The sequence below is a fragment of the Solwaraspora sp. WMMD792 genome (genome assembly GCF_029626105.1).
GTDB lineage: Bacteria > Actinomycetota > Actinomycetes > Mycobacteriales > Micromonosporaceae > Micromonospora_E.
This window is the reverse complement of sequence record NZ_JARUBH010000009.1, coordinates 2,699,978-2,713,195: the sequence shown is the minus strand read 5'-3', so window position 1 is coordinate 2,713,195 and position 13,218 is coordinate 2,699,978. Positions and strand designations below refer to the sequence as shown.

Sequence of the window (13,218 nt, the reverse complement as noted above, 5' to 3'; positions counted from 1 at the left end):
CGGTAGGATTGTCGGGCTCCGAGTGGAGCGGGAAGCGGAGGCCACCGATGGCTCGTGCGACGTCCAACCGCCCGGCGGCGACCCGGCGCAGGCAACGCTGGGCCGACGGCTACGACCCGGAGAACACCCGCAAGTCGTTGATCGCCAGCGCGCTGGAACTGTTCGGGCGTCGGGGTTTCGACCGGACGTCGGTACAGGAGATCGCCGACCAGGCCGGGCTGACCAAGGGTGCCTTCTACCACCACTTCGAGAGCAAGGACGACCTGCTGCGGCACATCCAGGAGGAGTACCTGGAGGCGCAACTGGCCGCGATCCAGCAGATCGAGGCCGGCAGCGACGACCCAGCGGTACGGGTGGCGGAGCTGATCCGGTTCAGCCTGACCAGCGTGGCCGAGTACCGGGCACACGTGACGATCTTCTACCAGGAGCGGCGGTACCTCGCCGGAGACATGTTCGCCGAGGTGACGCGCAAGCGGGACGCGGTGGAGGCGGCCTTCGCCGGCATGATCTCCGACGGTATCGCCCGTGGTGTCCTCCGCGCGGACATGGACCCGCGGATCGTCACCTTCGGGCTGGTGGGCATGTGCGCCTGGGCGTACCAGTGGCTCAACGTCGACGGTCCGCTCAGCATCGACGAGGTGGCGCGCCAGTTCAGCGCGATGGTGCTCGACGGTCTTCGCTGAACCGGGAAGGGCCGGTCAGCCGGCGAGCAGCTGGCGGGCCATGACGACCCGTTGCACCTGGTTGGTGCCCTCGTAGATCTGGGTGATCTTGGCGTCGCGCATCATCCGTTCCACCGGGAAGTCACGGGTGTACCCGTAGCCGCCGAGCAGTTGGACGGCGTCGGTGGTGATCTTCATCGCCGCGTCGGAAGCGAAGCACTTGGCTGCCGCGCCGAAGTAGGTCAGGTCCGGCTCGCCCCGCTCGGACCTGCCGGCGGCCGCGTAGGTGAGCTGCCGTGCCGCCTCCAGGGTCATGCCCATGTCCGAGAGGAGAAACTGGACCCCCTGGAAATCGGCGATGGCCCGGCCGAACTGCTGTCGTTGCCGTACGTAACCCAGGGCGTAGTCCAGCGCGCCCTGGGCGATGCCCAGGGCCTGAGCGGCGATGGTGACCCGGGTGTGGTCCAGCGTCCGCATCGCCGTCGCGAAGCCGGTTCCCGGCGCACCGATGACCCGGTCCGCCGGGACGCGGACGTTGTCGAGGTACACCTCGCGGGTCGGGGATCCCTTGATGCCGAGCTTGCGCTCCGGCGCGCCGAAGCTGACCCCGGGATCGGACCTCTCCACCACGAAGGCGGAGATGCCGCGCGAGCGTGCCGCCGGGTCGGTGACGGCGAAGACCGTGTAGTACTCGCTCAGTCCGGCGTTGGTGATCCAGCGCTTGACCCCGTTGAGCACCCAGGAGTCGCCGTCGCGTTCGGCGCGGGTCCGCATGCCGGCCGCGTCGCTGCCGGCGTCGGGTTCGGACAGGCAGTACGAGAACATCGCCTCGCCCCGGGCGACCGGTGGAAGATACCGCTGCTTGAGGTGCTCGCCGGCGGCGAGCAGCAGCGGCATGGTCCCGAGCTTGTTGCCGGCCGGGATCAGTGACGAGGTGGCACACGCCCGCGCCACTTCCTCGATGACGATCGCGGTGGCGAGGGCGTCCGCACCGGCGCCGCCGTACTCGACGGGGATGTGCGGGGCGTGGAAGTCGGCGGCGCGCAGCGCGTCGTAGGAGGCCTGCGGGAACTCGGCGTTCTCGTCGGCGGCCGCCGCGTGCGGTGCGACCTTGTCGTCGCACACCTGTCGTACGGCCTCCCGTACGGCGGCGTGCTCATCCGGCAGCTGGTACGCCTCGAACACCACGGAACCTCCCTGCTCAGCGATCCGGAATCTGATGATACCATCCGGTCGGAATGAAGAGGGCCGCCGATGGCCCGTTCGCCAACTGGAGTGACCATGCGAACCGCATCACGGACGATCGTGCGTAGCCCGGGTGACCTGCTCGACCTGGTCGGCACGGAGCTGGGGGCCAGTGCGCCGCAGGTGGTTACCCAGCGGCAGATCGACCAGTTCGCCGACGTCACCGGGGACCACCAGTGGATCCACGTCGACGTCGAGCGGGCGCGGTCCGGCCCGTTCGGCACCACCGTCGTGCACGGATTCCTGACCCTGGCGCTCGTCCCGCGCCTGCTCGCGGACATCCTCGAGGTGCAGACCTTCGCCATGGGCGTCAACTACGGGCTGGACCGGGTCCGGTTCGTCCGGCCGTTGCCGCCCGGTGTGCCGATCCAGGGCACCGCAACGCTGGTGTCGGCCCAGCCGATCGCCGCCGTCCCCGGTACCGGGGACGGCGTGCAGGCCAAGGCCTCGGTGACAGTGGAGTTCGCCGACCAGTCGACTCCCTGCTGCGTGGCCGAGATCCTGTTCCGGTACTACAGCTGAGTCGCGTCGGCGTTTGGCGACGGCGCGGCGTCCCCATCCCGCTCACTCGGTCGCGGTGGCCGACGGACTGACGAACCGTCCCCGGTAGAACGACAACGCCGGCACGCTCGTCGGCTTCAGATGCACGTGGTCGATGTCGAGCAGGAAGATGACATGGTCACCGCTGGTGATCACCTCGTCGCGTCGTCCGGCGAGCACCGCCGGTGTGCCGGGCAGCAGCGGAACCCCGTCCGGACCGGGCAGCCAGGACACCCCGGCGAGTTTCTCCGCGCCGGTCAGACCGGACGTGGCGAACCGGCGCGCCACGTCCTCCTGGTCCCGGCTGAGGATGTGGATGGCGATCCGTTCGGATCCGACCAGGGTCGGGAAGCTGGACGAGGAGCTGGTCACACAGAACAGCACCTTCGCCGGCTGCAGCGAGACCGAGGTGAACGAGTTCACGGTCAGCGCGGCGACGCCGCCCTGGGCGGTGATCGCGGTGACCGCGGTGACGCCGGTGGGGAAGTGACCACACACCTGACGGAACTCCGTCGAGTCGAACAGTGGCTCGGCCGTCATCGGGAGGTCACCGCCTGGGGGAGGAGTCGTGCCCGGGGCGCAGGCCGCCGTCGAGCTGGATGAGGCAAAGTGAATGGCCGCCGGGATCCTTCACCAGGTGAAGACGTCCGTACGGGCTCCGGACCGGGCCGACGGTCGGCGTCCCGCCGAGCGCGCAGACCCGCCGCAGCGCGTCGTCCAGGGAATCCACGGCGAAGTAGGTGATCCACTTCGCCGGGATCAGGTTCGGCCAATCGTTGTCGAGTGCCAGCACGCCGGCGACCGCGACGTCGCCGAGCATCAGCAGGGTGTACGGGCGGGCGGTGGGCGTGTCTGTCGTCCGCCGGGTGACGTAGCCGAACAGGGACCGGTAGTAGCTCACCGAGGCGGCGGGCTCCCCGGTGTTCAATTCGTTCCAGCACAGTGCGCCGACCGAGTTGAGCAGCTGCACGCCGGTGCGCGACTCGCCCTGGTAGAGGCCGAACGCGGCGCCGAACGGGTCGATGACGACGGCGCCGGTGCCGGCGGCCGGCAGATATCGCGGCGGGGTGACCAGCTCGCCGCCGAGCTGGACCGCCCGGGTGGCGCTCCGACTGACGTCGTCGACCGCGAAGTAGACGATCCAGCCCCTTGGCCGGCCGGCGTGCAGCGCGGCGGCGTCGGAGATGCCGGCCACGTCGCGTCCGTCGATGCCACACATCCGGTAGGTGGTGGCACCGAGCCGTTCGGCACGCACCGTCCAGCCGAGTAACGCGCGGTAGAACGGTTCGACCTTGTCCGGATCGGGGGTGGCCAACTCCACCCAGACGGCCTCGCCAGCCTGGAATCGACCGCTCATCGGTCCGCCCCGCGCGCGGCGACACCGGCGACGATGGTGCGCGCCGAGACGTCGTAGGCGTGATCGGGCCGGCCGGTGGCCCGGCTCGACTCGACGACCTCGACCACTGCTCGCAGGGTGCGGCCGGGTACGGCGAGCAGCGCCTCGACCAGAGCCGCGGTCGCGCGGTCGAGATCGTCGTCGGCGACGACCTCGGCGACCAGCCCCCAGGCGAGCATCTGGTCGGCGGACGCGGTCGTGGCCCCGGTCAGCAGGTGGTAGGCCTGTGGCCGGGGTAGCGCCCGGGCGATCGCGTAGCCGACGCCGGCGGGGGCGAAGCCGAACCGGGCCTCGGGTAGCGACAGGCGGGCGCTGGTCGCGGCGATCGGCAGGTGTACGGCGTCGAGCAGGCCGGCGCCGAAGCCGATCACCCGGCCCCGGACCGCGGCGACCACTGGCACCGGGAGTCGCCGGATCCGCCGCAGTGCGGCGTCGCTGGCGCGCAGGCTGTCCGCCACCGTCTCGGGTGAACTGCCGGCCAGCTCGGTGAACGCCGTGGTGTCCCAGCCACCGCAGAAGTTCCGGCCGGCCATCGCGAGCTCGACGACCGCGCAGCTGTCAACGGCCGCGGCGGTCTCCAACGCGTGGACGAGTTCATGCAGCGCGGTGTCGTCGAAGCAGTTGCCGCGGGCCGCGTTGTCGTAGCGCACCCGGATGAGGCGTCCGTCGTGCCGAGGGGTGAGGGTAGGGGCCACCGGTGCATCATACATACCGGTCGGTATGTTCACAACGCCGCTGGCTGGCTGGCCTTTGTCACGCGAATGTCATAGTCGAGATACCTGCGCGAACCGTTGACTTGATACCGGCTGGTCGGTACTTTGTGGCGAGCGTCACCGGCGCGCAACGCGGCGACGTGAACGGGTCCATCGCTGTGAAGGACACCCCTGATGATCATGAAAATCCTGCGTTCCCGGCGGCCCCTCGTGGCCGCCGCCGCCATCACTGTCGCCAGCGTCGGCCTGACCGCCTGCGGTGGCACCGAACCCGATGACACCGGGTCGTCCGGCCCGACCATCATCCGTGCGCTGCTCGCGGCCCAGCCCGCCACCCTCGATCCGATCGTCGGTGCGCGCTCCGCCCAGGTGGTCTGGGCGACAATGCTCGAACCACTGATCGACATCGACGAAGACCTCGCGCCCACCGACACCGGTCTGATCACCAACTGGACCCGTACCGACGCCACGACCTGGACGTTCACCGTCCGCCCCGACATCACCTTCAGCAACGGGGAAGCGGCCGACGCGGCCGCCGTCGCGAACACCATCACCCTCACCCGCGACACCGAGGGGTCACCGCTGAAGTCCTACTTCAGCAACGTCACCTCGATCGAGGCAACCGACGACGCCACCGTCGTGGTCACCACCGGCACGCCGCAGTACAACATTCCCGACCTGCTCACCACGGTCTACCTGGTCCCACCGGCCTACTACCAGGAGCAGGGGTCCGAAGGCTTCGCCGCAGCACCAGTCGGCACCGGCCCGTACGTGTGGGCCGGCGCCAACGCCGGCCGCGACATCTCGGTCACCAAGAACCCCGACTACTGGGGCGACGAACCGACGAACGACGGCGTCACCTTCACCTGGGCAAACGAGGCCGCGCAGCGGCTCGCGTTGATCCAGAGCGGGACCGTGGACGTCTCCTTCGACCTACCGCCGGCCCAGGCGCAGGCGGCCGAGGCGGCCGGGGTCGACGTGGTCCGCACCGAGACCGCCATCAAGATCATCGCCTTCCTCGACTCGACCAAGGCCCCGTTCGACGACCCGCAGTTGCGCGAGGCCGCTGCCCTGGCCATCGACCGGGACGCGATCGTCAGCGGCATCTTCGACGGCCAGGCCGCCGCCGACGCCGGACTGCTCAACGTCCGGCCCGGCCAGCAACCGCAGGACAGCGTCACCGCAGACCCGGCAAAGGCCGCGCAACTCGTCGGTGACGCGGCCCCGGCCGTGCAGATCACCTATCCGGCGGCGCAGTACACCAACATCGAAGAGGTCGCCCAGGCCGTGGGCGGCAGCCTCGAACAGGCCGGCTTCACGGTCAGCTACGAGCCGCTCGACTACGGCACCCTGGTGCAGCGGATCATCGGCCGCCAGGTCCCCGGCGTCGCCATCTTCGCCGGAGTACCCAACGTCGCCGTGCCGGACTACTTCGTCAGCGGCTTCATGAAGACCGCGTCGTTGACCGGCAACTGCCCCGACCCGCAGATCGACCAGCTTGCCCAGCAGGCGCTCGAACAGGACAGCGCCGAGCAGGCTGCCCCGATCTACGAGCAGCTCAACACCATCGGAGTGGTCGAGAAGCACTGCTACGTCCCGCTCTACCGGCAGATCTTCAACTACGCGACCGGCCCCGGTGTCACCGGCGTCGACTTCGGTCCGCTGAACACCGTGGACTTCACGAAGACGACCCGCTGACGATGACCGGAGCAGCGCAGACGGGGGTGTCGGGCGAACCCGCCCGGCACCCCCGCACCCCGGACACCGACACCGCCGTGCTGGTGGTCGACGATCTGGTCGTCGAGCACCGCGACCGGAGCACGGGGACGGTGCTGCGCGCGGTCGACCACGTGTCGCTGCGCATCGGCGCCGGCGAGAGCGTCGCCGTCGTCGGCGAATCCGGATCCGGCAAGACGACGCTCGCCATGGCGGCCACCGGGCTGGGCACCCGTGGCGACGGAGCCATCCGGCTGCTCGGGCACCAGCTCTCCTCGATCAGTCGGGCGCGGCTGCGGCGGCTGCGCCCCGAGGTGCAGGTGGTCTTCCAGGATCCGCACGGGTCGCTCGACCCGCGGCAGTCGGTCCGCTCCGGGCTGCGGGAACTGCGCCGGCTGCAACCCGAGCGCACCTCCTGGATCAGCGACACCGAACTGCTCGACCGGGTCCGGCTCGCGCCGCAGATCCTCGACCGCTACCCGCACCAGCTCTCCGGCGGCCAGGCCCAGCGGGTCTGCATCGCCCGGGCACTGCTGATGCGGCCGCGGCTGATCGTGGCGGACGAACCGACCTCCGGCCTCGACGTCTCGGTGCAGGCCGACGTGCTGGCGCTGCTGGCCCAGATCCGGCAGAGCACCGGCGCGGCCCTGCTGATGATCAGCCACGACCTCGCCGTCGTGCGCTCCGTCTGCGACACCGTGTACGTCATGTACCAGGGCCGGGTCGTCGAGTCGGGTCCGTGCGAGTCGGTCTTCGTCACTCCCCGCAACGACTACACGCGCGAGCTGCTCGCCGCGATGCCCGGTGCCCGCTGGAGGTCGCGCCGATGAAGGCCAGCACCGTCCGACGGGTCGGCAGCCGCCTGGCGTCGCTGCTGGCGTCCCTACTCATCGCGCTGAGCCTGGCGTTCGCCCTCGGGCGGCTCTCCGGCGATCCGACCGTGGCGATCCTCGGACCGATGGCCACTCCGGAGCAGCGGGACGCCCTGCGGCACGAACTCGGTCTCGACCTGCCGCTGGTCGTCCAGTATCTCGACTACCTCAAGGGCATCCTCACCGGTGACCTTGGCCAGTCGCTGCAGTTCTACCAGGCCAACACGACCCTGATCGCCGACCGGCTGCCGTTCACCCTGCAACTGGTCGCCGCCGGCATGGCACTCGCCGTACTGGTCGGGGTGCCGCTCGGGGTGCTGGCCGCGACCCGGGAGGGCACCTGGTGGGACCGCGCCGCCTCCACCGTCGCACTGCTCGGCCAGTCGGTGCCCGTCTTCTGGTTCGGCATGATGCTGGTGGCGCTGTTCGCCGTGAACCTCGGCTGGCTGCCCGCCGGGCAGTCCGGCACCCCGCAGCATCTGGTCCTTCCCGCGGTCACCATGTCGGTGTACCCGATGGCCCAGATCGCCCGGCTCACCAGGGCGTCGATGAGCGAGACGTTGGCCGAGCCGTACATCGACTCCGCCCGGGCCCGCGGGCTGCGCGGCCGGCGGGTGGTGTGGCGGCACGCGTTCAAGAACGCGATGATGCCGATCCTGACCATCGTCGTGCTGCAGACCGGCATTCTGCTCTCCGGCGCCGTCGCGATCGAGTACGTCTACTCCTGGCCCGGCCTCGGTCAGCTGGCGCTGCAGGCCATCCAGTTCCGGGACTTCCCGCTTGTCCAGGCGATTGTCGTCTTCGGTGCGTTGACGTTCGTCCTGCTGAACCTGCTCGTCGACGTGATCCATTCGGTCGTCGACCCGAGGGTGAGGTGACGGCCATGAGCCGAACCGATGTGCATCCGGCACCCACGACGCAGACCCCACGACGCCCGGTACGGCGGGCCCGTACCTCGGTGTTCTGGCTGTCCCTGCCGCTGGTGGTCGTCGCCGGCCTGGTGCTGGTACTGCCGCTGACCGGACTGCTGCCGGAGCCCGGGCAGGACCTGGCCGCGACCCGGCGACCGCCCGCCTTCCTCGACGGCGGAACCTGGGCGCATCCACTCGGCACCGACAAACTCGGCCAGGACGTCCTGACCCAGTTCGTCTCCGCCGGCCGGCTGACCATCCTGATCGGCGTCGCCGGCGCCCTGGTCGCCATCGGTCCCGGCACCCTGCTCGGCGTCCTGGCCGGCTACTTCCGCAGCTGGGTCGACCGGGTCATCTCGGTGCTCATCGACGCCCAGCTGGCCCTGCCGTTCATCCTGGTCGCCCTCGCGATCATCTCGAACCGGGGCAGCTCCCTGCCGGTGCTGTTCCTGGTGCTGGCGCTGACCGGTTGGGCGGTCTGCGCCCGGGTCACCCGGTCGGCGACCCTGGCGATCCGCGAGCGGCAGTTCGTCACCGGTCTACGGGCGGCCGGCGCGTCGGAGGCGCGGATCGTCTTCCGGCACGTCCTGCCCAACCTCGCCGGTACGGTCGTCGCGCTCGGCACCCTCCAGATCGGCACGGCGATCCTGATCGAGAGCGCGTTGAGCTTCCTCGGCCTCGGCGTACCGCCACCGAGTGTGAGCTGGGGGTCGATGCTCGCCTCCGGCCAGGACGAGCTGAGCCAGGCCTGGTGGATCGCGCTCTTCCCCGGGCTTGCCATCACCTTGCTGGTGCTGCTGGTCAACCTGTTGGGCGACGCGCTGCTCACCCACCACGACCCACGGAAGAGGCGCCGATGACCGCGCTGCTGAGCGTTCGCGGCCTGTCCGTCGTCGCCCGACTCGCCGACGGCGACCTGCGGCTGCTCGACGACGTCGACCTCGACGTCGACCGAGGCCGGATCGTCGGCGTAGTCGGCGAATCCGGCAGTGGCAAGACCACCCTGGCCCGCACCGTCGTCGGGCTGCTCGAACGCAACGTCGATGTCGAACAGGGCCGGGTCACGCTCGCCGGCGACGAGGTGGTGGCTCCTGGCGTGGACCGCACCGACCGGGTCCGGGGCAGCGCCGTGGGCATGGTCTTCCAGGACGCCTCCCGGTCGTTGAACCCGCTGATGAGGGTCGGCACACAGCTCGCCGAGGTGCTGCGCCGCCACGTCCGGGGCATCTCCCGGGCCGAGGTCGAGCGCCGCTCGGTGGAGGTCCTGGCGCAGATGCGCATCACCGACCCGGCGCGGGTGCTGGGCAGCTACCCGCACCAGCTCTCCGGCGGGCTGCGCCAGCGGGTCGCCATCGGTCTGGCCGTCGTCACCCGCCCGGCGCTGGTGATCGCCGACGAGTGCACCACCGCCCTCGACGTCACCACCCAGACCAAGGTCGTCGGGCTGTTCCGCACCCTGGTCGACGAACTCGGCATCGGCCTGCTCTTCGTCACCCACGACCTGATGCTCGCCAGCGACCTCTGTGACCGGATCGCGGTGATGAGCGGCGGCCGGGTCGTCGAAGAGGGTGCGGCCGAGCAGGTGCTGGATGAGCCGCAACAGGAGTACACCCGGCGACTGCTCGCCGCCATCCCCTCGTGGAGTTGAAGGAGAACCGCGACACATGCCTGACCAGCCCGGCATCGACGGCTACGCGGTACACCTGCCGGCGTACGCCCTGCACGACAACAGGCTCGACGCGTCCGGACCGCCCAGGCCGGGCGGACCGGTACGCAGCGTCGCCGCCTTCGACGAGGACACCGTCACCATGGCCGTCGAGGCGATGCGGCAGCTCACCGCCACCGGCCATGTCGGTCGGCAGCTGCTGCTCGCCACCACCAGCGCACCGTACGAGGCGAAGACCTCGGCCGGGGTCGTGCACGCCGCGCTCGGGCTCGATCCGGCCGTCAGCGCGGTCGATCTGCACGGACACCGCTGCGGCGCGACCGCCCTCGACCTCGTCGCGGGCTCCGGCGCCGCGGCGATGCTGGCCGACCTACGGACCACCCGGCCGGGGGCACCGGACGAACTCGCCCAGGGCGACGGCGCCGCAGCGTTCGTCGGCGGCGGTACCCGTGCCGCGACCCTGCTGGCCCGCGCCGGACACACCACCGAGATCCTGGAACGGTGGCGGCTGCCCGGGGAACGGCACGACCGCGTCTGGGACGAACGGTTCACCGCCGACGTCCTCGTCACCGCCGGCCTCGACGCGGCCCGCCGCGCGTTCGCCCTCGCCGGCCTGGACGCCGTCGACGAGGTCGTCGTGTCGTCGTCGAACACCCGTGCCGCCGCGGCGCTGCGCCGCACACTGGGCGGATCGGGGGCCGACGCGAAGGTCGAACGGGCCACCGGTTTCACCGGTGCCGCCCACCCCGCGCTGCTGCTCGCCGCCGCGCTCGACGAGGCGCAGCCCGGCCGGACGATCCTGTTGCTGTCGGCGACCGAGGGCGCCGACGCCTTCGTCTGGCGGGTCGGCGACGGGGTGCGGGCGGCGCGTGGTGGGGCGTCCGTACGCCAGCAGCTCGCCGCCCGGCAACCCGTCGGCTACGGCCGCTACCTGCGCTGGCGCGGACTGCTGGACGTACAGGGTCCGGCCCGGCCGGCATCGCCGGCACCGGCGTCACCGCCGATGGTCCGCCGGTCCGGCTGGAAGTTCCAGCTGGAGGGCAGCCGCTGCGCCGCCTGCGCGAAGGTCACCACGCCGCCGGCCAAGGTCTGCGCCTCCTGCGGCACCGCCGCGACGGGACAGCCGCCAGCGACGGTCCCGCTGCGGGACAAGACGGCCCGGGTGGTGTCCGTGACCACGGACCATCTGACCACCATGCCGGAGCCGGAGGTCGCGGTCGTCGTCGCCGACGTCGACGGCGGTGGCCGGCTCAGCATGTACGCGACCGACGTCGCGCCGGGCGACGTGGCCGTGGGCATGGCGATGACGCCGACGTTCCGGCGGCTGTGGACCACCGATTCGATCCACAACTACTTCTGGAAACTCCGGCCACGGAAGGAGGCCACCGATGGCCAGTAGACGGATGGCCCACGACGTCGCGATCGTCGCGATGGGCTGTACCCCGTTTCGTGACCACTGGCACCGTTCCGCCGACGATCTGCTGGTCGACGCGGTGCACGAGTGCGTCGGGTCGCTGCCCGGTGCCACCCTCGACGACGTCGACGCGTTCTGGGTGGGCACCCAGGGCTCCGGTATGTCCGGGCAGACCCTGGCCCGGCCGCTGCGCCTGGTCGGCAAGCCGGTCACCCGGGTGGAGAACTACTGCGCCACCGGCTCGGAGTCGTTGCGCAACGCGGCGTTCGCGGTCGCGTCCGGGGCGTACGACATGGTGATGGCGACCGGGGTGGAGAAGCTGAAGGATTCGGCGTACTCCGGTCTGGCCGCCGTCTACCCACCCGCCGACGGCACCGACGTCGACTGGACCGCACCCGCCGGATTCTCCCTGCTCGCCCCCGCCTACCAGCAGGCGTACGGCGTCGCGGCGCGGGACATGCGCAGCGCCCTGACCAGGGTCGCGATGAAGAACCACGAGAACGGCGCGTTGAACGAGCGCGCCCAGTTCCGTAGGGCCGTCTCCGCCGAGGCCGTCGAGAACGCGCCGCGCGTCGCCGGGCAGCTCGGCGTGCTGGACTGCTCGGGGGTGTCCGACGGCGCCGCCGCGGCCATCCTGGTCCGCGCCGAGGACGCCTACCGCTACACCGACAAGCCGGTGTTCCTGCGGGGGATGGGGTTCGTCGCGGGGTCGGGCGCGGGTCTGGCCACCGACGGCTACGACTTCACCACCTTCCCGGAGGTGGTGCAGGCGGCGCGACAGGCCTACGACCAGGCGGGCGTCACCGACCCGGCGACGCAGATCTCGCTGGCCGAGGTGCACGACTGTTTCACTCCGACGGAGGTGGTGCTGATGGAGGACCTGGGATTCTCCGAGCGGGGCAAGGCCTGGCGGGACATTCTCGACGGCCGGTACGACCTCGGCGGCGCGTTGCCGGTGAACACCGACGGCGGTCTCAAGTCGTTCGGCCACCCGATCGGCGCCACCGGGCTGCGGATGGTGTTCGAGTGCTTCACCCAGCTGCGGGGTGCGGCCGGTGCCCGCCAGGTGCCCGACGCCCGGTTGGCCCTCGCGCAGAATCTCGGCGGGCAGCCGGGTTCCTGCGTGGCGTTCGTCGCGGTGCTGGGGAGCCAGCGGTGAGCGCCGAGGTGCGCCTCGACGGGCAGGTCGCGATCGTCACCGGCGCCGGCAACGGGATCGGCCGGGCGCACGCCCTGCTGCTGGCCGAACGCGGTGCCCGCGTGGTCGTCAACGACCTCGGCGGGGCGGTGGACGGTTCGGGTTCCTCCGGTGCGGCGCAGCGGGTGGTCGACGAGATCCGCGCCGCCGGCGGTGTCGCGGTCGCGTCGACCGACTCGGTCGCCACCGCCGCCGGCGGCGCCGACCTCGTCGCCCGGGCCGTGCAGGAGTACGGCCGGATCGACGCGGTGATCCACAACGCCGGCATCCTGCGGGACGGCACGCTGGCCAAGATGCACGAGGAGGACGTCACCGCGGTCCTCGACGTGCATCTCGCCGGTGCGTTCCACGTGCTGCGGCCCGCGTGGGGGCAGATGGCCGAGCGGGGGTACGGGCGGATCGTGCTGACCAGCTCGTCGTCCGGGCTGTTCGGCAACTTCGGCCAGGCCAACTACGGAGCTGCCAAGGCCGGTCTGATCGGGCTGATGAACGTGCTCGCGCTGGAAGGAGCCCGCCGGGGCATCCTGGTGAACGCGATCGCGCCGACCGCCGCGACCCGGATGACCGAGAACCTGCTCGGTGAGCTGACCGACCGGTTCGATCCCCGGCACGTCGCCGCGGTGGCGACCTACCTCGCCTCCGGGCAGTGCCAGCTCAACCGGCACATCCTCACCGTCGGCGGCGGCCGGGTCGGGCGGATCTTCCTCGGCGTCACCCCCGGCTGGTACGGCGGGGCCGAGCCGGTCTCGCCCGACGACATCAGCGCGTCGATCGACGACATCTGCCGGCTCGACGACTTCATCGTTCCCGACAGCGGCGCCGACGAGGTCACGCTGATCCAGCGGGCCCTGTCCGGACCCGTCGGTCCAACCGTCTGAGCCGTCA

At 71.0% G+C, this 13,218-nt stretch carries 14 protein-coding genes; 10 read left to right on the top strand and 4 right to left on the bottom strand.

What is annotated here, in order from left to right; all coding sequences use genetic code 11:
• Positions 1-47 precede the first annotated feature (47 nt).
• Positions 48-683 carry a TetR/AcrR family transcriptional regulator gene (locus O7629_RS13490; protein ID WP_278169514.1) on the top strand — a complete coding sequence of 212 codons (636 nt, stop codon included), beginning with the start codon at positions 48-50 and terminating at the stop codon, positions 681-683.
• A gap of 15 nt (positions 684-698) precedes the next feature.
• Here the strand turns inward: O7629_RS13490 and O7629_RS13485 are convergent, their stop codons facing one another.
• Positions 699-1,847 (bottom strand): acyl-CoA dehydrogenase family protein, encoded by a 1,149-nt coding sequence (locus O7629_RS13485; protein WP_278174518.1) that lies wholly within the window; start codon positions 1,845-1,847, stop codon positions 699-701.
• Positions 1,848-1,943: 96 nt separating this feature from the next.
• On the opposite strand from O7629_RS13485, the gene O7629_RS13480 reads away from it, so the two are divergent.
• Complete coding sequence (locus O7629_RS13480; protein ID WP_278169513.1) at positions 1,944-2,429, top strand: MaoC family dehydratase; 486 nt, start codon at positions 1,944-1,946, stop codon at positions 2,427-2,429.
• A gap of 42 nt (positions 2,430-2,471) precedes the next feature.
• Here O7629_RS13480 and O7629_RS13475 read toward each other — a convergent pair whose 3' ends face one another.
• Genes O7629_RS13475 through O7629_RS13465 form a run of 3 tightly spaced genes read right to left on the bottom strand, consistent with a single transcriptional unit; the run spans position 2,472 to position 4,538 of the window.
• Positions 2,472-2,987: a flavin reductase family protein gene (locus tag O7629_RS13475; RefSeq protein ID WP_278169512.1), complete on the bottom strand. Its 516-nt coding sequence runs from the start codon at positions 2,985-2,987 to the stop codon at positions 2,472-2,474.
• A 7-nt stretch (positions 2,988-2,994) separates the two neighbouring features.
• On the bottom strand, positions 2,995-3,804 hold the full coding sequence (locus O7629_RS13470; protein WP_278169511.1) for a VOC family protein: 810 nt from the start codon (positions 3,802-3,804) through the stop codon (positions 2,995-2,997).
• The gene (locus tag O7629_RS13465) at positions 3,801-4,538 is read right to left on the bottom strand and encodes an enoyl-CoA hydratase/isomerase family protein (RefSeq protein ID WP_278169510.1); all 738 of its coding nucleotides are present in this window, start codon (positions 4,536-4,538) and stop codon (positions 3,801-3,803) included. The genes O7629_RS13470 and O7629_RS13465 overlap by 4 nt, the downstream gene beginning before the upstream one ends.
• 192 nt (positions 4,539-4,730) lie before the next feature.
• On the opposite strand from O7629_RS13465, the gene O7629_RS13460 reads away from it, so the two are divergent.
• From O7629_RS13460 to O7629_RS13425, 8 genes are read left to right on the top strand one after another with little or no spacing between them, the layout of a single operon-like run.
• Positions 4,731-6,254, top strand: a complete 1,524-nt coding sequence (locus O7629_RS13460) for an ABC transporter substrate-binding protein (protein ID WP_278169509.1) — start codon at positions 4,731-4,733, stop codon at positions 6,252-6,254.
• 2 nt (positions 6,255-6,256) lie between these two features.
• Positions 6,257-7,102, top strand: a complete 846-nt coding sequence (locus tag O7629_RS13455; protein WP_278169508.1) for an ABC transporter ATP-binding protein — start codon at positions 6,257-6,259, stop codon at positions 7,100-7,102.
• Positions 7,099-8,022: an ABC transporter permease gene (locus tag O7629_RS13450; protein WP_278169507.1), complete on the top strand. Its 924-nt coding sequence runs from the start codon at positions 7,099-7,101 to the stop codon at positions 8,020-8,022. Before O7629_RS13455 ends, O7629_RS13450 begins: the two co-directional genes overlap by 4 nt.
• 5 nt (positions 8,023-8,027) lie before the next feature.
• On the top strand, positions 8,028-8,915 hold the full coding sequence (locus O7629_RS13445) for an ABC transporter permease (protein ID WP_278169506.1): 888 nt from the start codon (positions 8,028-8,030) through the stop codon (positions 8,913-8,915).
• Entirely contained in the window at positions 8,912-9,703 is a 792-nt protein-coding gene (locus O7629_RS13440; protein WP_278169505.1) for an ABC transporter ATP-binding protein, read from the top strand. Before O7629_RS13445 ends, O7629_RS13440 begins: the two co-directional genes overlap by 4 nt.
• A 16-nt stretch (positions 9,704-9,719) precedes the next feature.
• Positions 9,720-11,120, top strand: coding sequence for a hypothetical protein (locus O7629_RS13435; RefSeq protein ID WP_278169504.1), 1,401 nt, complete (start codon positions 9,720-9,722; stop codon positions 11,118-11,120).
• Positions 11,110-12,294, top strand: coding sequence for an acetyl-CoA acetyltransferase (locus O7629_RS13430; protein WP_278169503.1), 1,185 nt, complete (start codon positions 11,110-11,112; stop codon positions 12,292-12,294). The genes O7629_RS13435 and O7629_RS13430 overlap by 11 nt, the downstream gene beginning before the upstream one ends.
• Complete coding sequence (locus O7629_RS13425; protein WP_278169502.1) at positions 12,291-13,211, top strand: SDR family NAD(P)-dependent oxidoreductase; 921 nt, start codon at positions 12,291-12,293, stop codon at positions 13,209-13,211. The genes O7629_RS13430 and O7629_RS13425 overlap by 4 nt, the downstream gene beginning before the upstream one ends.
• The last annotated feature ends 7 nt before the right edge of the window (positions 13,212-13,218 follow it).

Bases quoted from the DNA above. Each gene is read 5' to 3' on its own strand.
- O7629_RS13490 (WP_278169514.1), top strand. From the start codon at position 48: ATGGCTCGTGCGACGTCCAACCGCCCGGCGGCGACCCGGCGCAGGCAA.
- O7629_RS13480 (WP_278169513.1), top strand. From the start codon at position 1,944: ATGCGAACCGCATCACGGACGATCGTGCGTAGCCCGGGTGACCTGCTC.
- O7629_RS13475 (WP_278169512.1), bottom strand. From the start codon at position 2,987: ATGACGGCCGAGCCACTGTTCGACTCGACGGAGTTCCGTCAGGTGTGT.
- O7629_RS13470 (WP_278169511.1), bottom strand. From the start codon at position 3,804: ATGAGCGGTCGATTCCAGGCTGGCGAGGCCGTCTGGGTGGAGTTGGCC.
- O7629_RS13460 (WP_278169509.1), top strand. From the start codon at position 4,731: ATGATCATGAAAATCCTGCGTTCCCGGCGGCCCCTCGTGGCCGCCGCC.
- O7629_RS13455 (WP_278169508.1), top strand. From the start codon at position 6,257: ATGACCGGAGCAGCGCAGACGGGGGTGTCGGGCGAACCCGCCCGGCAC.
- O7629_RS13450 (WP_278169507.1), top strand. From the start codon at position 7,099: ATGAAGGCCAGCACCGTCCGACGGGTCGGCAGCCGCCTGGCGTCGCTG.
- O7629_RS13445 (WP_278169506.1), top strand. From the start codon at position 8,028: ATGAGCCGAACCGATGTGCATCCGGCACCCACGACGCAGACCCCACGA.
- O7629_RS13440 (WP_278169505.1), top strand. From the start codon at position 8,912: ATGACCGCGCTGCTGAGCGTTCGCGGCCTGTCCGTCGTCGCCCGACTC.
- O7629_RS13435 (WP_278169504.1), top strand. From the start codon at position 9,720: ATGCCTGACCAGCCCGGCATCGACGGCTACGCGGTACACCTGCCGGCG.
- O7629_RS13430 (WP_278169503.1), top strand. From the start codon at position 11,110: ATGGCCAGTAGACGGATGGCCCACGACGTCGCGATCGTCGCGATGGGC.